This is a genomic window from Modestobacter sp. DSM 44400, from assembly GCF_900107175.1.
Lineage (GTDB): Bacteria > Actinomycetota > Actinomycetes > Mycobacteriales > Geodermatophilaceae > Modestobacter.
Genome location: NZ_FNOZ01000006.1, coordinates 49,453 through 69,887 on the forward strand (window position 1 = coordinate 49,453; position 20,435 = coordinate 69,887).

Sequence of the window (20,435 nt, forward strand, 5' to 3'; positions counted from 1 at the left end):
AAGCGGGCGCCCGCTTTCGGCGCCGAGAGCGGCACGCGAACCTCACCACTCGGTGCGGACGATCACCTCGATCCCGATCGCCACCACCGCCGACAGCGCCAGCCAGGCCCGGCGCTGGCGCGCGGGGAGAAACGCGGTCGCGGCCAGGATCCACACGTAGAACGGCAGCCAGATGCGCTCGGTCTCCCCGCGGACCAGCCCCGTGGCGTCGCTGACTCCGATCCCGACCAGGGCGGCGAGCGGGACCAGCGCCAGTCCCGTGCGGCGGAGCGACGCGAGTCCGGCCACCGCCGCCGGCCCGAGCGCCAGGGCCGCGGCGGCGAGGTTGGCGAACACGAAGAAGCCCAGCGGTCGGTCGGCGTAGGAGGGCCCGGAGCGCACCCGGTCGCCGGCGACGCTGAACCCCTCCACCCACCAGTAGCCGCCGACGGCGAAGGCGGCGACCACCACCAGCACCCCGGCAGCCGCCACAGCGAGCACCCGGACCAGCCCGCCCCAGCCCAGCCGGGCGCGGTGCACGCCCACCACGACCAGCACCACCAGCCCGAGCGCGGTCAGCCCGAAGGACAGGAACAGCGCCAACCCGAGCAGCAGCCCCCCGGCCAGCGCACGCACGTCGGCGGCCCGGCCCGGCGCCCGGGCCGCGGCGGTCGCCACCAGGGCGACCCCCCACGCGGAGACGCCGGCGAAGAGCGCGTCGGCGCTGGTCGCCACCCACAGCGCCAACGGGGCCAGGACGACGAACGGGGCGGCGAGCCGGGCCGGCGCCTCCCCGGCGACCGCGCGCACCCCGACCAGGACAGCGGGGACCGCCAGGGCCCCACCGGCGATGCAGAGCGCCGCGGCCCAGCCCAGCCCGGAGAGCCCGACCCGGTCCAGCAGCACGAAGGCCAGCAACGCACCCGGCGGGTGGCCCGCCACGTGCGTCGTCCACGGGTCGGCCGAGTCGGCCGGGACCGAGTCGACGAAGGTGGACAGGAAGGCGCCGATAGAGCCGACCCGTGGAACGTCGAAGGGGTACTCGTAACGCACCGACAGCGGCTCGGGCAGCCGGTGCCAGCCCGAGGTCAGCGCCAGCGCCACCGCCCATCCGGCCGCCAGCACCGCCGAGCCGGCCAGCAGCACCCGCCAGCGCAGCCGCGCGGCCAGCGACGGGCCGGCCAGCGCCACGGCCAGCGCCACGAGCCCCGGCAGCACGACCCGCGGGCTCCAGATGACGTCGAACCTGCCGCGCAGCACCCACCCGCCGAGCAGGTGCAGCACGGTGCCGTCCAGGGCGAGCCGCCGGCCGACCCGGCCGACCACCCAGACGAAGCTGACGACCACGGCCACCGCCAGCAGCGGCAGCCAGCGGGGCTCCCGGACCTGGTGCTCCGGTGCCCGGGAGGGGACGGGGGCGCGAGTGGTCACGACGCCGGAGCCTAGGTCGCTCGGCTGAGTGATCCGGGACGGCGATTCGTTGCGAACGACCGGCGATGCACACCGACCGTGGGTACCGTCCGCCCGTGCCGGACATCGTCTTCCCCTGCCTCGACGAGGCGGGGGCCCTGCCCTGGGTGCTCGGCCGGCTGCCCGCCGGCTACCGCGCCATCGTCGCCGACAACGGCTCGACCGACGGGTCGGCGCAGATCGCCGCCGACCACGGCGCCACGGTGGTGCACGTGCCCCAGCGCGGGTTCGGTGCCGCCGCGCACGCCGGCCTGAAGGCCGCCACCGCCGACGTCGTCTGCTTCTGCGACGCCGACGCCTCGATGGACCCTGCCGAGCTGCCGCGGGTCGCTGACCCTGTGCTCGCCGGTGACACGGACCTGGTGCTCGGCCGCCGCCGGCCCACCTCCCGCAGCGCCTGGCCGCTGCATGCGCGGGTGGCCAACACCGCGCTGGGCGTGATGCTGCGCCGCCGCACCGGGGTCGCACTGCACGACCTGGGCCCGATGCGGGCCGGCCGCCGGCAGGCGCTGCTGGACCTGGGCATCACCGACCGCCGCTTCGGCTACCCGCTGGAGATGGTGACCCGGGCCTCGGACGCCGGCTGGCGCATCACCGAGGTCGACGTCGGCTACGCCCCACGCGCCGAGGGCACCAAGTCCAAGGTCACCGGCACCGTGCTCGGCACCGCGCGCACCATCAACGACATGCGGAAGGTGCTGGCCCGATGAGCGCTACACAGCTGCTGGTGATCACCAAGGCCCCGGTGCCCGGGAGGAGCAAGACCCGGCTTACCCCGCCGTGCACGCCCGACCAGGCCGCCGCGATCGCCGCCGCGGCCGTCGGCGACACCCTCGACGTCGTCCGCGCGACGCCGGTGCAGCGCCGGGTGGTGGCCCTCGACGGCACCCCCGGGGAACTGGACCTGTCCGGTTGCACCGTCGTCCCCCAGGTCGAGGGGAACCTGGGCACCCGGCTGGCGCACGCCTTCGCCGACGCCATGACCGGCCCGGACGGTCGGCTGCCCACCCTGGTGATCGGCATGGACACCCCGCAGGTCTCCCCCGGGCTGCTTACCGAGAGCCTGGACCGGCTGGTCGCCGCAGGCCCGGGCACCGCGGTGCTGGGCACCGCGCCCGATGGCGGTTGGTGGGCTCTCGGCGTGCACTCCGCCGCGGACGCTGCGGTGCTGCCCGACGTCCCGATGTCCCGCGACGACACCGCCGAGTTGACCCGCGCCGCGCTGGAGCGGGTGGGGCTCGCCGTGCTGGACCTCCTCCCGCTCACCGACATAGACCACTTCCCCGACGCGGTCGCCGTGGCCGCGCTCTGCCCGCCGGACAGCCGCACCCGCCGAGTCGTCGACGCGGTCTCCGCCGGGCTGGTGGAGATCCGATGACGTCCGCGCTGGACCGGGTGCTCGGCGCCCGGCTGCCCGGCCCACCCGACGCCCTGCGTCGCGGCCCGTTCCGGTCCGGGGCGTTCGCCAGCCCGCTGCACTCCGAGCGCCGCGCCGCCCGCACCGGTGCGTTCCTCGGCATCGCGTTCACCGTCTGCTTCCTCACCGGGCTGACCAGCCACCTGGTGCAGAACCCGCCGGGCTGGTTCATGTGGCCCGCCTCGCCGGTCTGGCTCTACCGGGTCACCCAGGGCACGCACGTGGCCACCGGGTTGGCGTCGATCCCGCTGCTGTTGGCGAAGCTGTGGACGGTCTACCCGAAGCTCTTCGAGTGGCCGCCGGCGCAGTCCCTCGCCCGCGCGGTGAGCCGACTGTCGATCCTCGTGCTGGTCGGTGCCGCCACGATGCAGCTGCTCACCGGGCTCATCAACATCTCCGAGTGGTATCCGTTCGGGTTCTTCTTCACCGTGGCGCACTACTGGACCGGCTGGATCGCCATCGGCGCGGTGGCCGTGCACGTGGGCGCCAAGGCGCCGGAGATCCGCCGCGGACTGGCCCGTCGCGGATCCGCTGCGGCCACCGTCGGGCTGGCCCCTGAGCAGGCCGCCGAGGTGCGCCACGTCGACGCGGCGGCCGAGGACAACCCGGTGCCGCGGCGGGCCTTCGTGGCCGCCGCCGGGCTCGGCATCGCCGCCGTCACGCTGAGCACGGTGGGGCAGTCCCTCTCCCCCCTCGCGCCGATCTCGTTGCTGGCGCCGCGGCTGCCGCACGTCGGCCCGCAGGACCTGCCGGTCCGGCAGGCGGCCGAGGGAGCCGGAGTCACCGGGACCGCCGTCGATCCGGCCTACCGGCTCATCGTCGAGGGGCCGACGCCCCTCGAGCTGACCCTCGCCGACCTGCAGGCTCTGCCCCAACGGACCGTGCGGCTGCCGATCACCTGCGTCGAGGGCTGGAGCGCCAGCGGCACGTGGACCGGGGTGGTGCTGGCCGACCTGCTGGAGCAGGCGGGTCTGCCCCGGGACATGCCGGTGACCGTCGAGTCGCTGCAGACGGGCGGCCTCTACCGGATATCCACGGTCAACCGACCGCACGTGAGCAGCTCCCGCACGCTGCTGGCGCTGCAACTGGAAGGGAAACCGTTGGACCTCGACCACGGCTATCCGGTGCGGTTGGTCGCCCCCAACCGCCCCGGGGTCATGCAGACCAAGTGGGTCACCCGCGTGGCGCCCGGCCGCGGGGGGATCGGGGCATGACCCTGTCCGAGGAGGCCGCCCGCGAGTACGACGACCGGGCCGCCGACCGGGTGCCCGGCGACCCTTACGCCTCCGACCCCGACCGGCCGGTGACCAGCGCCCGGCGGCCCTGGTGGCGGTGGCTGTTCCTGCTGCCCGGCCTGGCTGCGGTGGTCTACGGAGCGCAGGGCCTGCTCGGCGCCGGTGGCCGGGTCCCGCTGAGCTCGTGGTTCACCTGGTTCCTCGGCAGCGCGCTGCTGCACGACCTGGTGATCGCGCCGGTCTGGATCGGGCTGGGCTGGCTGGCCGCCCGGTTCCTGCACCGCCCGGCCCGCCCGCCGGTCGTGGTGGCCGCCGCGGTCACCGGGATGCTGACGCTGGTCGTGCTGCCGTTCGTGCTCGGCTACGGCGCCGACCCGAACAACCCCTCGTTCCTGCCCCGGGAGTACGGAAGGAACCTGCTGCTGATCGCGGCCGCCATCTGGCTGGTCGCCGCGGTCTGGGCCCTCGTCGCCGTCCGGCGCGCCCGCCGCACCGCCTGACTCCCGTCCGGGCTGTCGGCCGACCTGCAGGGCCCGCCGCGAGCTCGCGAGTGGTGGGGAGCAGGTCGGTCCTTCTTCAGTAGGGGTGGCCGGCCGCGTAGGCGGCGAAGCGCTTGAGCGACAGCCGGACGCCGGCCACCATCGCCGGCCGGACCAGCGGCCACCCCAGCGCGCCGAGCCGGCCCAGTGGCAGGTCCAGCTGCTCGGTCCACACGAAGGTGGACGCCGACTCCCCGCGCGGGCGCACCTCGAACGTGCCCGTGCCGCGCACGACCCGGCCGGTGTGCCGCACGTCGACCCGGCGCGGCGGGTCCCACCCGGTGATCAGCATGGTGTCCAGGACGCCGAGGTGCCCGCCGCCGGGGCGTGGGACGCCGGTCCGGGCGGCCAGCCGGCCGCCCACCCCCTGCCCGTCGCCGTCCACGGTGCGGACGTCGGTGAGCAGCGTCCACTCACCCTGCCGCGGCCAGTCGACCAGCGCCGCCCACACCTGCTCCGGCGGGGCCTCGACGTCGACGGTCTCGATAACTTCAGGCACGGGGGCGCTCCTGCTCAGCGGGGACGGCGGGGACGGCGGTGCCGTCCGGGTCGGTGTCGTCGTCGACGCCCGGGTGCACCGCGACGGTGGAGCCCAGCTGGGCCGCAACGGCGGCGTCCCGCTCGTCCAGCGCCGAGGCCAGTTGGTCGAGGAGCCAGTCGACCTCGGTCATCCGGTAGCCGCGGAACGCCACCGAGATGCGTAGCCCGCGAACGTCCTCGCCGGTCACCGGCCGGTCGTCGGGCAGCTCGACCGGTGAGCGGTCCAGCTCGGCCGGTGGTTGCGTCTCGCCCCGGCCCAGCAGCGAGGCGCCGAGGAAGAGCAACCCGCCGACGAGCAGCAGGCCGATGAGGAAGACCAGGACGGACACGGCGGCTCAGTCGTCGACCGGGGCCGGCGGCGGCACGGCCTCACCCGGCGGCGGCTCGTCGGAGTTGCGCGCCCGGGCGGCGTCGGCGGCCCGGATGACCGCAACCACCTCGGCGACGTCGTCGGTGACGTGCAGCAGGTCCAGGTCGGCCGGGGAGACGGTGCCGTTCTCGACCATGGTCGCGCGGATCCAGTCGACCAGGCCCGACCAGTAGGAACTGCCGAACAGGATCACCGGGAAGCGGGTGACCTTGCGGGTCTGCAGCAGGGTCAGCGCCTCGAAGAGCTCGTCGAGGGTGCCGAAGCCGCCGGGCAGGATGACGAAGGCCTGCGCGTACTTCACGAACATCGTCTTGCGCACGAAGAAGTAGCGGAACAGCACGCCGATGTCGACCCACTCGTTGAGCTCCTGCTCGAACGGCAGCTCGATGCCCAGACCGACCGAGATGCCGCCGGCGTCGCAGGCGCCCTTGTTGGCCGCCTCCATCGCCCCGGGTCCGCCGCCGGTGATCACCGCGTACCCGGCGTCGGCGAGCGCGGCGCCGATCTGGACGCCCACCTCGTAGTAGGCGCTGTCGCGCGGGGTGCGGGCGCTGCCGAAGACGCTCACCGCACGCGGCAGGTCCGCGAGCAGCCCGAAGCCCTCGACGAACTCCGCCTGGATCCGCAGCACACGCCACGTGTCGGTGTGCACGAAGTCGCCCCCGCCGCGCCGGTCCAGCAGCCGCTGGTCGGTCGTCGTCCCCGCGCGCTTGGGGTCGGGCTCGCCGCCGCGCAGGGTGATCGGGCCGCGGTGCCGGGTCGGGCGCCGCCGCCGGCCGTCGTCGTCCGTCTCGTTCATGCGTTGTCCCCAGGGGTGCCGGTGCGGTCGACGAGATAGGCGACCAGGGCGTCCTCGGCCGGCTGCAGCCGGTCGATCCGGACGTGCTCGTCGACCTTGTGGGCCAGGTTCGGGTCGCCGGGCCCGTAGTTCAGCGCCGGGATGCCGAAGGCGGCGAACCGGGCGACGTCGGTCCAGCCCAGCTTGGCGCGGGCCGGCTGCCCGGTGGCGGCGACGAACGCGGCGGCCGCGGGCTCGGACAACCCCGGCAGCGCGCCTCCGGAGGAGTCGGTGACCTCGAGGGTCACCCCGCCGGCGAGCGCGTCGGCGAAGACTTCGCGGACGTGCGCGAGCGCCTCGTCCTCGTCGCGGTCGGGGGCGTAGCGGAAGTTGACGGTCACCCGGCAGGAGTCCGGAACGACGTTTCCGGCAACCCCGCCCTCGATCCGGACGGCGTTGAGCCCCTCGCGGTACCGGAGCCCGTCGATCTCGACCTCCCGGGCGGGATACCCGGCGAGCGTGGCCAGCACCCCGGCCGCCCCGTGGACGGCGTTGACCCCGAGCCAGGACCGGGCGCTGTGCGCCCGCCGGCCGGGAACGTCCAGGACCACGCGCAAGGTGCCCTGGCAGCCGCCCTCGACGACGCCATCGGTGGGCTCGAGCAGGATGGCAAGATCGCCGTAGAGCCAGCCGCGCAGCTGCCGGGCGACCGCGCCGAGGCCGTTGGCGGAAGCCTCGATCTCCTCGTTGTCGTAGAAGACGAAGGTGAGGTCATGCGCGGGCTGTGCGCCGGGGACGCCGAAGCGCCCGGCCAGCCGCAGCATGACCGCGTCGCCGGCCTTCATGTCGCTGGTGCCACAGCCGTAGAGCCGCTCCTCGCCGTCCACGGTCTCGATCCGGCTGGGCACGTTGTCGGCGATGGGAACGGTGTCCAGGTGCCCGGCGAGCACGACGCGAGTAGGCCGGTCCAGGTTGGTGCGGGCCAGCACGTTGTTGCCGACCCGGGTGACCTCCAGGCCGCCGAGGCCGCGCAGCGCCGCCTCGACGGCGTTGGCGAGCGCCTGCTCGGTGCCCGAGACCGACGGGACGTCGACCAGCGCTCGGGTCAGGGCCAGCACGTCGGCGGACAGGTCGAGCACGGGGGACCGAACGGTGGGAGCGCTCACGGTGCCGAGACTAGTGAAAGGACCTTACTGCCCCCCAATCCTCGCTGACGCTCGGACCGGGCCCCTGCAGCCAGGCCTGGCGCTTCGCTCAGCGCGCCAACCGGGCCCGGGCCAGCCACGCGCGGGCCTTCAGCCGGGCCCGGACCGAACGGCCGCTGCCGTGGACGATCACGAACCGGTCGAACCGGTGGAGGCCCGGCGCGTCGGCCACCTCCTGCGCCGCGTTCCGGACGGCGGTCAGCACGCTGACCGGGAGCTGCAGCGGCGGCTCCTCGGCGTGCCGGGTGGAGCCGAGCGGGTGGTCCCGGCCGGGTGTCCGGGACATCTCGATGTGGCAGCCCATCACCTGCGTCACCTCCCGGTGGGCGGCGAAGGCGACGAGAGTGTCCAGGCTCGCCCGGAAGGCGGGCATGTCGTCGACGTAGAGCCGGCCCGGGTACACCGTGTCACCGGTCAGCAGCCAGCCGGTCCACGGGTCGAACACGGTGATCGCCGCGCGGTGGTGTCCCGGGGTGGCGAGGATCTCGAGCGTCCGGCCGCCGAGATCGAAGGGGATGGAGGCGCGCAGGCCATCGCCGTCGTCCGGGGCGCCCGCCGTGCCGAAGAAGCTGGTCACCGTGGCGAGGTCGGCGCCCACGACGACCGTGTCCGGCCGGTCGGCGAACTGCGCGTCACCGGCGACGTGGTCGCCATGACCGTGCGAGTGGGCGACCACGAGGGGGTAGCGCTCGCGCGGGTGCCGCGCCAGCCACTCCTCGACGAGCCCGTCGACCGTGGCACGCAAGGGACAGCCGACCGGGTCGGCGGTCGCGCCGGTGTCCAGCAGCAGCGCGCGGTCGTTGCCGAAGAGCAGGTACAGGAACGGCGCCTCGTAGTTCAGGGCGAAGGCTTGCCGGAGCACCACCGTGTGCGGGTCGGACCACTGCACCCGGATGGGCGGCTCCGGGGTGGCGGAAGGCGACACCCAGCTGACCGGCAGGGTGACGGCGACCGGTGCGCGGCTGGTGAAGTCGACGGGAACCCCGGGAGCGGCCATGCCGCAGGGTAAGCCGACCGGGTCCGGGCCTACGGTCGCCGGATGGCTCGCAGCCTCCTGGTCCCCGCCTCCTACGTCTTCCTGCTGCGCGACGGCGCGGCCGGCCCCGAGGTGCTGCTGCACCTGCGGCGGGCCACCGGCTACCTGGACGGGCACTGGGCGAGCCTGGCCGGGCACGTGGAGGACGGCGAGACCGCGGTCGCCGCCGCCGTCCGGGAGGTGCGCGAGGAGGCCGGCGTGGACGTCGACCCGGCGGACCTGGTCCCGCTCACCACCGTGCACCGCACCACCCCGGGCGGCGGGCAGCGGGACCAGCGCGTGGACTTCTTCTTCACCGCGCGGCGGTGGCGGGGTGAACCGCGGGTGGCCGAGCCGGCCAAGAACGCCGGCCTGGCGTGGTTCCCGTTGACCGACTTGCCGCAGCCGGTCCAACCGCAGGAGGCACAGGTGTTGGCCGAGCTGCGGTCGGGCGCGCGGGTGCCGGCCCTGCTGATCGCCTGAACGCCGCTCCGCCTGAAACCGGCGCATCGGTACCGTGACCGGCGTGAGCGAAGCCCCCATCTCCGCAGTCGCCGTCGGAATTGCCACGGTCACCATGGCCGGCACCGTGCTCGACACCTGGTACCCCGCCCCGCGGCTGGGCACCCCGGACGGCGCGACCGCCGGCACGCTGCAGGTCGGGACGCTCGAGCTGGAGGGCGAGCTCGGCCCGGACTACGGCGGGCTGGTGCGCATCGACGACACCCGCGGCGTGCAGGTGATCGCCGTCCGCACCGTCATCGCCGACCTGGCCGCCCCGCCGGTCGACGCGCACGACGTCTACCTGCGCCTGCACCTGCTGTCGCACCGCCTGGTACGCCCCCGCGCGCTCAACATGGACGGCATCTTCGGGCTGCTCGCCAACGTGGCCTGGACCAGCGCCGGCCCGGTGGAGGCGGCTGGGTTCTCCGCCGTCCGGATGCGGGCCCAGCTGGGCAACCTCACCGTCTTCTCGGTCGACAAGTTCCCCCGGATGGTCGATTACGTGGTGCCGACCGGCGTCCGGATCGCCGACGCCGACCGGGTGCGGCTGGGCGCGCACCTGGCCGAGGGCACGACCGTCATGCACGAGGGCTTCGTCAACTTCAACGCCGGCACGCTCGGCCCCTCGATGGTGGAGGGCCGGATCAGCGGCGGCGTCGTCGTGGGCGCGGACTCCGACATCGGCGGCGGCGCCTCGATCATGGGCACGCTGTCCGGCGGCGGGAAGCAGGTCATCTCGGTCGGCGCCGGCTGCCTGCTGGGCGCCAATGCCGGCATCGGGATCTCTCTCGGCGACCGCTGCGTGGTGGAGGCCGGCTGCTACGTGACCGCCGGCTCCCGGGTGACCCTGCCCGACGGTTCGGTGGTCAAGGCCGCGGAGCTGTCCGGCCGCGACGGACTGCTGTTCCGCCGCAACTCGGTGTCCGGCGCGCTGGAGGCCCTCCCCCGCGACGGCGACTGGGGCAGCCTCAACGCCGCCCTGCACGCCAACTGACCGACCGAGCGGCGCGGCATGCGGAGCATCCCGCGCCTTGCTCGGGCGGAACCAGGAGAGCGCTCGGCGTAGCCGAGGCCGCGCCCCTTCACACCGGAGGTGCTAGGTCAGGCCGGCGGGCTCGGTGGCCGGGTGCGTGAGGTGCTCCAGCAGTGCGGCGGCGAACTCCTCCGGCCGCTCCACGTGCGGTGAGTGGCCGACGTCGGTCACGACCACCTCGCGGTAGGAGCCGCCGCTGGCGGCGTAGCGGTCCAGCACGGCGCGGGTCTGGCGGACCATCGGCTGCGGCGCGAACGCCGCCTCTCCCGGCCAGCCCGGGACGGCGCCGATCGAGCCGAGGAACGCCAGGTCGAACGCCGAGGTGTCGGAGACGATCTGGTCCCGGTCGCCACGCACCCACAGCACCGGCGGCTTGACGGCCAGCTCGGTGATCGTGGAGACGTCCAGGACCGTGGGCGCCATCGTGTTGAGCACGCCGTGCTCGCCGGGCGCGACCCCCGGCCAGGCGTCGACGGTCACCGAGTCGCCCGGGTAGTGGTCCACACCGGTGCGGGTGGTCAGCATCGAGGCGACGAAGACGTCCTCCAGCGCCGGGTCCAGCGGCAGCGCGTCCTGGCCCACGTAGAACGCGCGCAGGATCGCCCGCGGACTGGTCGGGCTGTCGGCGGTGGTGTCCCCGGCAGCGATGGCGGTGACGAAGTCCGGGTTGGCCGCGCCGCCGCCTGAGCCGGTGCCGTCGGGGTGCACCCGGGTGCCGTCGCTGCCCGTCGTCCCGCCGAACCCGTACGGCGAGACCGGCGCGACGAGGACCACGGAGGCGACCCGGTCGGGGTGGTCCAGCAGGTGCTGGAGGACGATGCCGCCCCCCATGCTCCAGCCCACCAGGTGCACCCGCTCCAGACCGAGGGCGTCGACGAGGGCGGCCAGGTCGTCGGACCAGTCCCGCACCCCGCGGCGGGCGTCGACCGGCAGCGGGTCGGTGCCACCGAAGCCGCGCAGGTCGACGGCCAAGGGCCGCCAGGGCGCCGGGAGGGCGAGCAGTTGGGGCTGCCAGAGCGCCGCGGAGCTGACGTTGCCGTGCACGAACAGGACGGCGTCCCCCGCGCCGTGCGGGTCCACGAGCTCGGCGTGAAGCACCCGCTGGGTCAGCCGCGCGGTCGGCACTGCGGTAGCGGCCACGCCGGGCAACAGCAGATCGCGGGACATCGGCAGGCTCCTTGCCGGACAGCACCGGGCACGCCCCGGCATCGGGCGAGAGGCTAACCACACCCGGCGCGCGGGGACAGGGAACCGCGAGCGGACGGCTTCCCGACCTACCATCGGCTCCGATGGCGAGCACCCCGGTCGTGGGACGACGGCCACCGGCCCGGTCGGAGCGGCCCGCCGCTCGCTCGTCCCGTCCCCCGGCGCGGTCCTCTCGGCCCCCCGTCCGACCCGCCCGCCGGCGCCGGCGCCGCGACCGGCGCCCGCGCTGGCTGCTGGCCGTGCTCGTCGGCCTGGTCGCGCTGGTCGCGCTGGCCTGGGAGACCGAGAAGGCGTCCCCGGAGCCGGTAGCCGGCCGTTGCACCCTGCCCGGCTCCGACCTGACGCTGACCACTGCCCAGGCGGCCAACGCCGCCACCATCGCCGCGGTGGCGCGCAGCCGCGGGCTCCCGCCGCGGGCGACGGTCATCGCCCTGGCGACCGCGCAGCAGGAGTCGCGGCTGCGGAACCTCGACTACGGCGACCGCGACTCCCTCGGGCTGTTCCAGCAGCGACCGTCGCAGGGTTGGGGCACCGAGGCGCAGGTGCAGGACCCGGTGTACGCAGCCGGGAAGTTCCTCGACGGGCTGGTGGAGGTGCCGGGTTGGGAGACCGGCCGGCTCACCGAGGTGAGCCAGCGCGTGCAGCGCAGCGGCTTCCCGGAGGCCTACCAGCAGTGGGAGATGATGGCCACCCAGCTGGCCGCCGCGCTGCTGTCGGACGTTCCCGCCCAGCTGTCGTGCAGCTACACCCCGGCTGACGCGACCGGCCCGGTCGACGAGCGCGCGGCCGCCGTCGCCGACGTCGTCCGCCGGGAGGCCGGCCGCCCGACGGTCCGGCCCGGCGGCGTCGTCTCGGTCGCCGACGCCGGATGGCCGGAGGCCAGCTGGGCCGTCGCGCACGCCGAACGACTGCAGCTGACCGGGGTGCGGTTCGCCGACTGGTCGTGGAGCCCGGACGGCGGCTGGACCCAGACTGGCGCGGACGCCAGGGGCCTGCAGCTCCAGCTCGCCACCTGACCGGGCCCCGACCGTGTGCGACCAGAAACCGTCGGCCACCATTAGCCACTGCCGGAAACCGCCATCCGGCATACCCTCTCCTCGTGGTGGCCAACGGAGGTCGGAGTCCCCGCCGCGCAGCCGCCCTCCCGACGGCGTCCGGCGAGCTGACCGTGGACGACGTCCTCACCGTGGTGATCGCGGACGGCCACCCGCCCACGCGCGCGGCGCTGCGCGCCACCTTGGAAGCCAGCTCGTGCCAGGTCGTGGCTGAAGCCGGCGACGCCGCAAGCGCGGTCGCTGCAGTCATCGAGCACCGGCCGGACGTATGCCTCCTCGACGTTCACCTGCCCGGAACGGGGATCGCGGCCGCCGCACGGGCCGCCCGGGCGGCCCCCCGCACGGCCGCCGTTCTGATGACGTCGTCACACGACGCACATGATCTTCTGAATGCTCTGCGCGCGAGCGCCTGGGGATATCTGTTCAAGGACATGGACCCGGATCGGCTCGTACCTGCCCTGCGCGGGGTTCGGGCCGGTGAGATCGTGCTGCCCCGGCGGCTGGTCATCGACGTGATGGCGGAGGCCGGCGCTGCGCCGCAGAGCCGGCTCAGCGTGCGGTCCTGCTCGGCCCTCGCCCGGCTGACCAATCGGGAGGCGGAGGTGCTCGAGCTCCTGGGGGACGGGCTGTCCACCGAGCGGATCGCGTCGCGGCTCTTCGTGGCACAGGTCACCATCAGGACTCACGTCCGCGCCATCCTCCGAAAGCTGCAGGTCGCTGACCGTCAGTCGGCCGTCCGCCTGTCCCGTGGCGAGACGCAGCCGGCCTGAATCCGCGTTGAGCGATCTCAACGCACGATGACCCGACCATGCATTGTTCGGCGGATTCCGGTCACCTATGTTTCGCCTGCTAGACCGTGACGCACCGATCCGGGGATCTGCATGTGGTCGCTTGGGCCCCGGGGAGCGAGTAGCGAAACCGACTCGGTGACCTGACTCGACGACGAGCCATCCACTCGGGAGACTTCGCATGCGCACGCCCACTCGCCCCCGCGCCACACTCCGGCGCCCCCTCCTGCTGTCCGCGGCCTCGGCCGCTATGCTGCTGGCGCTCTCCGTCCCCGCATTCGCCGACCCGGCCTCCGACACCATGGCCCGACAGGCGACGTGCGCAGCCGCAGGTGGGACCTTCTCCGGCCCCAGCGGGAGCAAGGTCACTCAGGCCCAGTTGGCCAACCAGCGCTGCACCGTCGTGACGACCGTCGTCGGCGCCCAGGTGCCGACCGGCTCTCCGCAGATCAGCGACGGCGCCACCGCCCCGTCTGGCCCAGCGACCAGCGTCGTCTCCCCGCCAGTTCCCGACGGAGCGCCCACGAGCTCCTCCGAGGAGGCCGACAGCGGCCAGCCGGTCAGCATCGTCACCCAGGAGCGCGGCACGCCGCGGGTCACCTCGGTCGAGCGTGACAGCGGCGAGGCCACCTCCACCTCCGAGACGCTCGCCGTGGGAGAGCCGAGCGTGGACCGGGAAACCGTGGACAGCGGCGAGGCCACCTCCACCTCGGAGACGGTCAACAGCGGCATCCCCACCTCCGCGTCCGAGACGCGCGACGTCGGTGACGCCACCAGCACGTCCGAGACGGTGAACAGCGGCCCGCCCACCACGGAGACATCGATCCAACGCGGCACCCCCACCACGACGAAGACCGCCGGTCCGCCGGCCAACTGCACGCCGGCCGGCAAGAGCAGCAAGGTCGAGAAGTGTGACCGCACGGAAACCACGACGACGACGACCCCCACCACGGTCGTGACCACCGTCACCCAGCCCCGCGAGACCGTCACCACGACCACGCAACAGCGTGAGACGACGACCACCGTCACCCAGCCCCGCGAGAGCGTCACCACGGCCACGCAGCCCCGCGAGACGGTCGTCACCACGACGCAGCCGCGCCAGACGGTGACCACGACGACCCAGCCGCGGGAGACGGTGACCACGACGAGCACCGACGTCACCTCGATCACCACCACGACGCAGCAGCGGGAGATCCTCACCACGACGACTCAGCGCACGACGGTCCTCACCACGACGACCCAGCCCACCACGTTCGAGCGGACCGTCACCCAGCCGACGACCGTCACCACGACCACCACGACGACGAGGTTCGCCTTCACCTCGCCCGGCAACGCCCTCGTCGTCGACGGCACGCCGACCGTGCAGGTCACCAGCGCCCCCGGCGAACCGATCATCACCCGTTCGACCCTGTCGGGTGCCGAGATCGTGACGACCAGCAGCTCGGCCGGCGCACCCGTGGTGACGGAGACGCGCATCCCGGCCGAGCCGGCCGTGACCGTCACCCGCGGGGAGACGACGACGGAGTCGACCGACGTCGTCACGCCCGCGGACCCCGACGTGACCGTCACCTGGGCGGATGCCGAGAGCGAGGTGACCGTCGTCCGGGTCCCCGCCGACCCGACAGTCACCGTGACCCGCGCGGAGGCTCCCCCGATGATCACGTCCACCACCGCCCCGGCGACGCCCGAGGTGAACACGAGCACCTCGGCGACCACGCCCGTCGTCACCCGCACCTCCGCGCCGGGCGCGCCGATCGTGACCAGCACGACCCGGACGACCGGCGAGAAGTGCGTCAAGAACCCGAGCACCGCTCAGGAGCGCGCCAACGCCTGCTGATCGCAGCCCCTTGACCGCGCAGCCCCACCCTCAGCGAAACGGAGGGTGGGGCTGCCGCGTCAGAAGTTCATGGACCGGCGCGATGCCCATCAGCGCAGCACGTCGGCAACGGCGAGCGCGGTGTCGTCCACTCCCCCGCCGTCCTGCGCCGTCCAGAGCGCGGAGACGACCGCGCTGACCACCGTCCAGCCCCGGCCGCGGTCGATGTCCACACCCATCGCCGGGCAGATCAGCGCGAGCCGGCGCTCCAGCAGAGCGCGCAGGTCGGTCCGCTCGGCGGGCAATGAGCCCAGCGGGTTGAGCAGGGCCACACCCACGTCCAGCGCCGGGTCGCCCCACACGCCGCGCGGGTCGATCACGACGGTCGCGGTCCCGGAGCGCAGCACGTTGCCGTGGTGCAGATCGCCGTGGCACAGGACGGGCGCACCGCAGGTGGCCTGCAGGTCATCGAGCAGGTCGGCTGCGATGGTGGACAGCGCGCGAGGCAGGGCGGGGTGGCCGGCATGCAGGTCGGCGAGCGCGGCCGCGTCGAGGGCGAGCGCCGGGCGCGCGCGCCCGGCGGTGTGCAGGGCCCGGGCCACCCTGCCCAGCAGCGGCAACGCCTCCTCGTCGGGCGCGGCAGTCAGGTCGGTCCCGGGGTGCACGCGCTCGAGCAGCACCGCCTCGGCGTCGTCCCCACCGACGTCGGCCGCCAGCAGGCGCACGGCCCCGTGCCCGGCCCAGGTCGCCAGCATGGCTGCTTCCCGGGCGACGTCCCGCTCGGACGCCGGATAGCCGATCTTGAGCACGGCTCCGGCGCCCGCCGGCGCGACCCAGTGGTGGGCGACCGGGAACGGCTCCCCCACCGGGACGCCCCACCGGTCGGCGTAGCCGGCGACCAGCCCGGGCAGCCGGTCGCACCAGGCCGCGCCGGCCGGGCCGTGCGCCGCCGTCATCGCCGACCGCAACGCTGCCGGGACGACCACGGGTCTCATCCCGCCAGGCGCTGGACCGCCGCCTCGATGCGCTCGTCGGTGGCGGTCAGCGCCATCCGCACGTGCCGCGCGCCGGCGGGCCCGTAGAAGGAGCCGGGAGCGGCCACGATGCCCAGCCCGGCGAGCCAGTCGATCGTCGTCCAGCAGTCCTCGTCCCGGGTGACCCACAGGTAAAGGCCGGCCTTGGAGTGGTCGATCCGCACACCGGCCGCGCGGACGGCGGCCGCGAGCTGCGCACGGCGGCGCCGGTAGCGCTCGCGCTGCACAGCGACGTGCTCGTCGTCGGACAGCGCCGCGACCATCGCCGCCTGCACCGGCGTGGGCACCAGCAGCCCGAGGTGGCGGCGGACCTCCCAGACGCGGCGCACCAGCGCCGGGTCGCCGGACAGCAGGCCGCCGCGGTAGCCGGCCGCCGTCGACTGCTTGGACAGCGAGTGCACGGCGAGCAGCCCGGTGTGGTGCGGACCGGCCACGGCCGGGTGCAGGAGCGAGCGGGGAACGACGTCCCAGCCCAGCTCGATGTAGCACTCGTCGGCGGCCACCGGAACGCCGTGCTCGCGCCCCCAGGCCACCCAGGCGGACAGTTGGGCGTCGGTGAGCACCCGGCCGTCCGGATTGCCCGGGGAGTTCAGCCAGACGAGCACGATTCCGTCCGCGTCCTCCGGGGGGACGTCCGACCGGAGGACGCCCAGCCCGGCGACGATCGCGCCCACCTCGTAGGTCGGGTAGGCGACCTCGGGGACGACGACCGTGCCTTTCCCACCCAGCCCCAGCAGCGTGGGCAGCAGCGCGACGAGTTCCTTGGAGCCCACCGTCGGGAGGACCGAGGGGTCCGTGCCCAGCGGATCGGCCAGCTGCACGCCCAGCCGGCGGGACAGCCAGCCGGCGGCGGCGCGGCGCAGGTCGGTAGTGCCCAGGGCGGTCGGGTAGCCGGGGGCGTTGCCGGCCGCGGCCAGCGCCTCGCGCAGCACCGGCGGGGTGTCGTCGACCGGGGTGCCGATGGACAGGTCGACGACCCCGCCGGGGTGCTCAGCGGCGCGGGCCCGCGCCGGGGCCAGGGAGTCCCACGGGAAGTCCGGCAGCCGGCGGGGGGACGCCGCCGGAGTCACTCGCCCTGCGGCGGGAGGGCGGCGACCAGCGGGTGGTCCTTGGGGATCTTGCCGGTCTTGGCGGCGCCGCCAGGGCTGCCCAGGTCGGAGAAGAACTCCACGTTGGCGTTGTAGAAGTCCTTCCACTTGTCCGGGACGTCGTCCTCGTAGTAGATGGCCTCCACCGGGCACACGGGCTCGCAGGCACCGCAGTCGACGCACTCGTCGGGGTGGATGTAGAGCATCCGCTCGCCCTCGTAGATGCAGTCCACCGGACACTCGTCGATGCACGCCTTGTCGAGGACGTCGACACAGGCCTGGGTGATGACGTAGGTCACGGGTTCCTCCGAGGACGCACGGGCGGCGACTCCTGGACACGTCCAGGGCCGGGTTCGATCTTCTCCAGTATCCCTTGCCGCTCGGGGCGTGGCGAAACGGGTCGGCGGTGACGCCGCGCGCCGCCTGGGCGGCGACTCCCCCGATGGAGGCGAAGCGCGCCGGGCAGCTCAAGCACCGCACGGTCATGCCGATCACACCGGCATGTCCGAGATGGTGACGAACGACGCGGTCGTCGTCCGCTCGACGTCGCCGTACGACGCCGAAGTGGCCCTCGCCGCCCAGCTGGACGCGCTGCGCGCCGCCGCCGACGCCACCCGGGTGTCCGTGTGGGTGCACGAGGCCACCACGGAGATGGCCGTTCCGTTCCGGCGGGCCGTCACCGTCTCCGCGCCCTCCGCGGTGCGGGAGCAGCGGTTCAAGACGCCGGTGGCGCTGGCGCGTTCGCCCTTCCTGGCCACGGTCATCCGAAAACGCCGTCCGATGGCCGTCTACACCGGTGACAGCGGGCCCGCGGCCACCGAGCTGGCCTCTTACGGGATCCGCTCGGCGCACGGCGAGCCCCTGCTGGTCGGCGACGAGGTCGTCGGAGTGCTGACGGTCGAGCCGGCCACCGCCGCGACCCCCGAGCTGCTCCGCGCGGCGGCGCCTGGGCTGGCGCTCGCCACCGCGGAGGCCTGGACGCGACGGTCCGAGCAGCGCCGGGTGGCGCAGGCCGGCGTCCTGCTCGGCCTCATCGAGACCGCGGCCACGGCCACGTCGCTGGAGCACCTGCTCGCCGCCGCGTGCGAGCAGCTGGCCGAGCTGGGCGAGGTCGACCGCGCCTGCGTCTTCCTGCTTCCCGCGGATGGCCTGCTACGCCGACGGCCGGCGGGACAAGGCCAGCTGGGACCAGTTCCGGTCCGCCCCGGTGCCCCTGCGGCTCGCCGAGAGCGTCCTCCGCTCCGGTGAGCCCATGGCCGCCGACCAGGACTCGAGCCTGCTGGCCGGCTGGTGGGCGGAGTGCTTCCAGATCGCCTCGGCGTTGGCCGTCCCGCTGGGCCGCAGCCCGCACCTCGCCGGGGTGCTGACGTTGGACAGCACCCGGCTCCGGCCGTTCTCCGAGGACGTCCGGCGGCTCGCCTCAGCGGCCGGCGCACACCTGGGCGGGGTGATCGAGCAGGCCCGCACGAGCGAGGCGCGGGCCGCGTCGCTGAGCACCGCCCACGCCGTCCGCCAGCTGCTCGTCGACGGGGCCCGCGCCACCGGCATCGGCGAGGCCGCGGAGGTGGTGGCGCGCGTGGTCCAGGGGCTGGCCGGCACCGAGCGCAGCGCCGTCTACCTGCTCGACAACGGCGGCCGGCTGGCCGACGTCCGCTTCATCGACTGGCCGCGCGCCCACGAGGACGTCGTACGGGCACGCCTGCTCGGCCAGGACGTCAGCGACGTCCCGCTGTGGCGGCGCACCGCCGAGGAGCGGCAACCGCTGTTCATCGCGGACACCGCCACCAGCGACCTGCTGCCACCGCGGCTGGCCGAGGAGACCGCGCTGGCCTCCTACGTAAGCATCCCGCTGCTGTCCGGGGAGCGGTTGCTCGGCCTGGTGGTCACCGGCTCCGGCGGGCGGCCCCGCGAGTGGTCCCCCGCCCTGCGGCAGGCGGTGCACCAGGTGGTGCTCGAGGGAGCGCTCGTCGTGCAGAACGCCGAACTGCGTGCGGTCGAGCAGCTCCGGCTGCAGCAGCTGGCCATCGAGGCGCACGTCGACCCACTCACCGGCCTGGCCAACCGGCGCCGGTTTCTCGAGGCGCTGGAGACGGCCGTGCGCGACCAGCCGGACCGGGCCTGCGCGGTGCTCATGATCGACCTGGACCGGTTCAAGGAGATCAACGACAGCTTCGGCCACAGCGTCGGGGACGACCTGCTGCGCCTGGTCGGACCGCGGCTCGGCGCGACGACGGCGCCCGGGGAGCTGCTCGCCCGGATGGGAGGCGACGAGTTCGCCGTCCTGCTGCCCGACGCCGACGCTTGCCGGGCGCGCGAGGTCGCCCAGGCGATCAACACCGCCCTGCGGGACCCCTTCGTGCTCGACGGCATGCCGCTGCACGTCGATGCGAGCGTCGGCATCGCGTTGTGCCCCGAGCACGGCCGAGACCGCTCGGTGCTCCTCGCCCGCGCCGACGCGGCCATGTACGTGGCCAAGCGGAGCCGGGACGGCCACCAGGTGTGGACCCCCGACGGCACGTCCGACTCGCGCGACCGGTTGCAGATCCTGGAGGAGCTGCGGAACGCGCTGGACACCGACCAGCTGCTCCTGCACTACCAGCCGAAACTGGACCTGCGCAGCGGCCGGGTCACCGGGGTCGAGGCGCTCGTCCGGTGGGACCACCCCGACCGCGGGATGCTCGGCCCGGACGTGTTCCTCGGCTTGGCCGAGCAGGCGGGGCTCATGCGCCGGCTGGCGCTGTGCGTGCTGGAGCGGTCGCTGCGCGACCTGCGGTGCTGGCGGGCGGCCGGCCACGACCTGTCGACGGCGGTCAACCTGTCCATGTCCAACCTGCAGGACGTCGCCCTCCCCGACCAGGTGGCGATGCTGCTGGAGGTGACCGGCGTGCCGGCCGGCGCCCTCACGCTGGAGATCACCGAGGACGTGCTGATGGCCGACACAGCGCGCAGCCACCAGGTGCTCTCCGGGCTGCGGGCGCTGGGCGTCCGGCTCTCGATCGACGATTACGGCACCGGGTACTCCTCCCTGGCCTACCTCCGGGCGCTGCCGGTGCACGAGCTGAAGCTCGACCGGAGCTTCGTCACCCACCTCACCACCGACCCCCGGGCGGCGGCGATCGTGCGAAGCACGGTCCGGCTGGGACAAGAACTGGGAACGACGATCGTGGCCGAGGGCATCGAGGACGCCGGGACGCTCGCCACCCTCCGCCAGTGGGGCTGCGACGTCGCGCAGGGCTACCACATCGCCCGGCCGCTGCCGGCCGGGGAGTTCCTCGACTGGCTCGCCGCCCGCTCGGCCCTGATCCCGGTCGACCGGCTCCCCGGCTGACCGCCCGAGCGGTACTGCCAGCGAAGCATCCCGCG

General features: G+C 74.3%; 21 protein-coding genes and 1 riboswitch. Of the genes, 11 read left to right on the forward strand and 10 right to left on the reverse strand.

What is annotated here, in order from left to right; genetic code table 11:
* Positions 1-42: 42 nt before the first annotated feature.
* Complete coding sequence (locus BLW04_RS06050; protein WP_091537875.1) at positions 43-1,410, reverse strand: hypothetical protein; 1,368 nt, start codon at positions 1,408-1,410, stop codon at positions 43-45.
* Between the two features lie 95 nt (positions 1,411-1,505).
* On the opposite strand from BLW04_RS06050, the gene BLW04_RS06055 reads away from it, so the two are divergent.
* From BLW04_RS06055 to BLW04_RS06070, 4 genes are read left to right on the forward strand one after another with little or no spacing between them, the layout of a single operon-like run.
* On the forward strand, positions 1,506-2,159 hold the full coding sequence (locus tag BLW04_RS06055) for a glycosyltransferase family 2 protein (RefSeq protein ID WP_254781114.1): 654 nt from the start codon (positions 1,506-1,508) through the stop codon (positions 2,157-2,159).
* Positions 2,156-2,827: a TIGR04282 family arsenosugar biosynthesis glycosyltransferase gene (locus tag BLW04_RS06060; RefSeq protein ID WP_091537877.1), complete on the forward strand. Its 672-nt coding sequence runs from the start codon at positions 2,156-2,158 to the stop codon at positions 2,825-2,827. Before BLW04_RS06055 ends, BLW04_RS06060 begins: the two co-directional genes overlap by 4 nt.
* Positions 2,824-4,080 carry a molybdopterin-dependent oxidoreductase gene (locus BLW04_RS06065; RefSeq protein ID WP_091537878.1) on the forward strand — a complete coding sequence of 419 codons (1,257 nt, stop codon included), beginning with the start codon at positions 2,824-2,826 and terminating at the stop codon, positions 4,078-4,080. Before BLW04_RS06060 ends, BLW04_RS06065 begins: the two co-directional genes overlap by 4 nt.
* Entirely contained in the window at positions 4,077-4,601 is a 525-nt protein-coding gene (locus BLW04_RS06070) for a hypothetical protein (RefSeq protein WP_091537879.1), read from the forward strand. Before BLW04_RS06065 ends, BLW04_RS06070 begins: the two co-directional genes overlap by 4 nt.
* Before the next feature lie 76 nt (positions 4,602-4,677).
* Here BLW04_RS06070 and BLW04_RS06075 read toward each other — a convergent pair whose 3' ends face one another.
* From BLW04_RS06075 to BLW04_RS06095, 5 genes are all read right to left on the reverse strand, one after another.
* Positions 4,678-5,139, reverse strand: a complete 462-nt coding sequence (locus BLW04_RS06075; protein ID WP_091537880.1) for an SRPBCC family protein — start codon at positions 5,137-5,139, stop codon at positions 4,678-4,680.
* Positions 5,132-5,509, reverse strand: coding sequence for a DivIVA domain-containing protein (locus BLW04_RS06080; RefSeq protein WP_091537881.1), 378 nt, complete (start codon positions 5,507-5,509; stop codon positions 5,132-5,134). The genes BLW04_RS06075 and BLW04_RS06080 overlap by 8 nt, the downstream gene beginning before the upstream one ends.
* A gap of 6 nt (positions 5,510-5,515) precedes the next feature.
* Complete coding sequence (locus tag BLW04_RS06085) at positions 5,516-6,349, reverse strand: LOG family protein (protein ID WP_091537882.1); 834 nt, start codon at positions 6,347-6,349, stop codon at positions 5,516-5,518.
* Positions 6,346-7,494 carry a succinyl-diaminopimelate desuccinylase gene (dapE, locus tag BLW04_RS06090; RefSeq protein WP_254781115.1) on the reverse strand — a complete coding sequence of 383 codons (1,149 nt, stop codon included), beginning with the start codon at positions 7,492-7,494 and terminating at the stop codon, positions 6,346-6,348. Before dapE ends, BLW04_RS06085 begins: the two co-directional genes overlap by 4 nt.
* 88 nt (positions 7,495-7,582) lie before the next feature.
* The gene (locus BLW04_RS06095) at positions 7,583-8,530 is read right to left on the reverse strand and encodes an MBL fold metallo-hydrolase (protein WP_091537884.1); all 948 of its coding nucleotides are present in this window, start codon (positions 8,528-8,530) and stop codon (positions 7,583-7,585) included.
* A gap of 42 nt (positions 8,531-8,572) precedes the next feature.
* Here BLW04_RS06095 and BLW04_RS06100 point away from each other — a divergent pair, with 42 nt between their 5' ends.
* Positions 8,573-9,031 (forward strand): NUDIX hydrolase, encoded by a 459-nt coding sequence (locus BLW04_RS06100; protein ID WP_091537885.1) that lies wholly within the window; start codon positions 8,573-8,575, stop codon positions 9,029-9,031.
* Positions 9,032-9,074: 43 nt separating this feature from the next.
* The gene (dapD, locus tag BLW04_RS06105; protein ID WP_254781116.1) at positions 9,075-10,046 is read left to right on the forward strand and encodes a 2,3,4,5-tetrahydropyridine-2,6-dicarboxylate N-succinyltransferase; all 972 of its coding nucleotides are present in this window, start codon (positions 9,075-9,077) and stop codon (positions 10,044-10,046) included.
* A gap of 102 nt (positions 10,047-10,148) precedes the next feature.
* Here dapD and BLW04_RS06110 read toward each other — a convergent pair whose 3' ends face one another.
* The gene (locus tag BLW04_RS06110) at positions 10,149-11,252 is read right to left on the reverse strand and encodes an alpha/beta hydrolase (RefSeq protein ID WP_091537887.1); all 1,104 of its coding nucleotides are present in this window, start codon (positions 11,250-11,252) and stop codon (positions 10,149-10,151) included.
* A 122-nt stretch (positions 11,253-11,374) separates the two neighbouring features.
* Here BLW04_RS06110 and BLW04_RS06115 point away from each other — a divergent pair, with 122 nt between their 5' ends.
* The 3 genes from BLW04_RS06115 to BLW04_RS26520 all read left to right on the forward strand — a co-directional run bounded on the left by BLW04_RS06115 (position 11,375) and on the right by BLW04_RS26520 (position 14,971).
* Positions 11,375-12,307 (forward strand): hypothetical protein, encoded by a 933-nt coding sequence (locus tag BLW04_RS06115; protein WP_139306748.1) that lies wholly within the window; start codon positions 11,375-11,377, stop codon positions 12,305-12,307.
* Positions 12,308-12,390: 83 nt separating this feature from the next.
* On the forward strand, positions 12,391-13,116 hold the full coding sequence (locus tag BLW04_RS06120) for a response regulator (RefSeq protein WP_254781117.1): 726 nt from the start codon (positions 12,391-12,393) through the stop codon (positions 13,114-13,116).
* A gap of 78 nt (positions 13,117-13,194) precedes the next feature.
* Positions 13,195-13,279, forward strand: a riboswitch (cyclic di-GMP riboswitch).
* Positions 13,280-13,315: 36 nt separating this feature from the next.
* Complete coding sequence (locus BLW04_RS26520) at positions 13,316-14,971, forward strand: hypothetical protein (protein WP_175483916.1); 1,656 nt, start codon at positions 13,316-13,318, stop codon at positions 14,969-14,971.
* Between the two features lie 89 nt (positions 14,972-15,060).
* Here the strand turns inward: BLW04_RS26520 and BLW04_RS06130 are convergent, their stop codons facing one another.
* From BLW04_RS06130 to fdxA, 3 genes are read right to left on the reverse strand one after another with little or no spacing between them, the layout of a single operon-like run.
* A complete protein-coding gene (locus tag BLW04_RS06130) occupies positions 15,061-15,936 on the reverse strand; it encodes an aminoglycoside phosphotransferase family protein (RefSeq protein ID WP_175483917.1) in 876 nt (291 codons plus the stop codon).
* Positions 15,937-15,941: 5 nt separating this feature from the next.
* The gene (gene dapC, locus BLW04_RS06135) at positions 15,942-17,054 is read right to left on the reverse strand and encodes a succinyldiaminopimelate transaminase (protein WP_217630869.1); all 1,113 of its coding nucleotides are present in this window, start codon (positions 17,052-17,054) and stop codon (positions 15,942-15,944) included.
* Positions 17,051-17,371: a ferredoxin gene (gene fdxA, locus BLW04_RS27360; RefSeq protein WP_091537892.1), complete on the reverse strand. Its 321-nt coding sequence runs from the start codon at positions 17,369-17,371 to the stop codon at positions 17,051-17,053. Before fdxA ends, dapC begins: the two co-directional genes overlap by 4 nt.
* 202 nt (positions 17,372-17,573) lie before the next feature.
* On the opposite strand from fdxA, the gene BLW04_RS06145 reads away from it, so the two are divergent.
* Together BLW04_RS06145 and BLW04_RS06150 are read left to right on the forward strand one after the other, a co-directional pair.
* Positions 17,574-18,320, forward strand: a complete 747-nt coding sequence (locus BLW04_RS06145) for a GAF domain-containing protein (protein ID WP_091537893.1) — start codon at positions 17,574-17,576, stop codon at positions 18,318-18,320.
* Positions 18,217-20,400, forward strand: coding sequence for a putative bifunctional diguanylate cyclase/phosphodiesterase (locus tag BLW04_RS06150; RefSeq protein WP_091537894.1), 2,184 nt, complete (start codon positions 18,217-18,219; stop codon positions 20,398-20,400). The genes BLW04_RS06145 and BLW04_RS06150 overlap by 104 nt, the downstream gene beginning before the upstream one ends.
* The last annotated feature ends 35 nt before the right edge of the window (positions 20,401-20,435 follow it).

Excerpts from the sequence above, each read along its gene's own strand:
- BLW04_RS06060 (WP_091537877.1), top strand. The coding sequence starts at position 2,156 with ATGAGCGCTACACAGCTGCTGGTGATCACCAAGGCCCCGGTGCCCGGG.
- BLW04_RS06065 (WP_091537878.1), top strand. The coding sequence starts at position 2,824 with ATGACGTCCGCGCTGGACCGGGTGCTCGGCGCCCGGCTGCCCGGCCCA.
- BLW04_RS06070 (WP_091537879.1), top strand. The coding sequence starts at position 4,077 with ATGACCCTGTCCGAGGAGGCCGCCCGCGAGTACGACGACCGGGCCGCC.
- BLW04_RS06085 (WP_091537882.1), bottom strand. The coding sequence starts at position 6,349 with ATGAACGAGACGGACGACGACGGCCGGCGGCGGCGCCCGACCCGGCAC.
- BLW04_RS06095 (WP_091537884.1), bottom strand. The coding sequence starts at position 8,530 with ATGGCCGCTCCCGGGGTTCCCGTCGACTTCACCAGCCGCGCACCGGTC.
- BLW04_RS06100 (WP_091537885.1), top strand. The coding sequence starts at position 8,573 with ATGGCTCGCAGCCTCCTGGTCCCCGCCTCCTACGTCTTCCTGCTGCGC.
- BLW04_RS06110 (WP_091537887.1), bottom strand. The coding sequence starts at position 11,252 with ATGTCCCGCGATCTGCTGTTGCCCGGCGTGGCCGCTACCGCAGTGCCG.
- BLW04_RS06115 (WP_139306748.1), top strand. The coding sequence starts at position 11,375 with ATGGCGAGCACCCCGGTCGTGGGACGACGGCCACCGGCCCGGTCGGAG.
- BLW04_RS26520 (WP_175483916.1), top strand. The coding sequence starts at position 13,316 with ATGCGCACGCCCACTCGCCCCCGCGCCACACTCCGGCGCCCCCTCCTG.
- BLW04_RS06145 (WP_091537893.1), top strand. The coding sequence starts at position 17,574 with ATGTCCGAGATGGTGACGAACGACGCGGTCGTCGTCCGCTCGACGTCG.
- BLW04_RS06150 (WP_091537894.1), top strand. The coding sequence starts at position 18,217 with ATGGCCTGCTACGCCGACGGCCGGCGGGACAAGGCCAGCTGGGACCAG.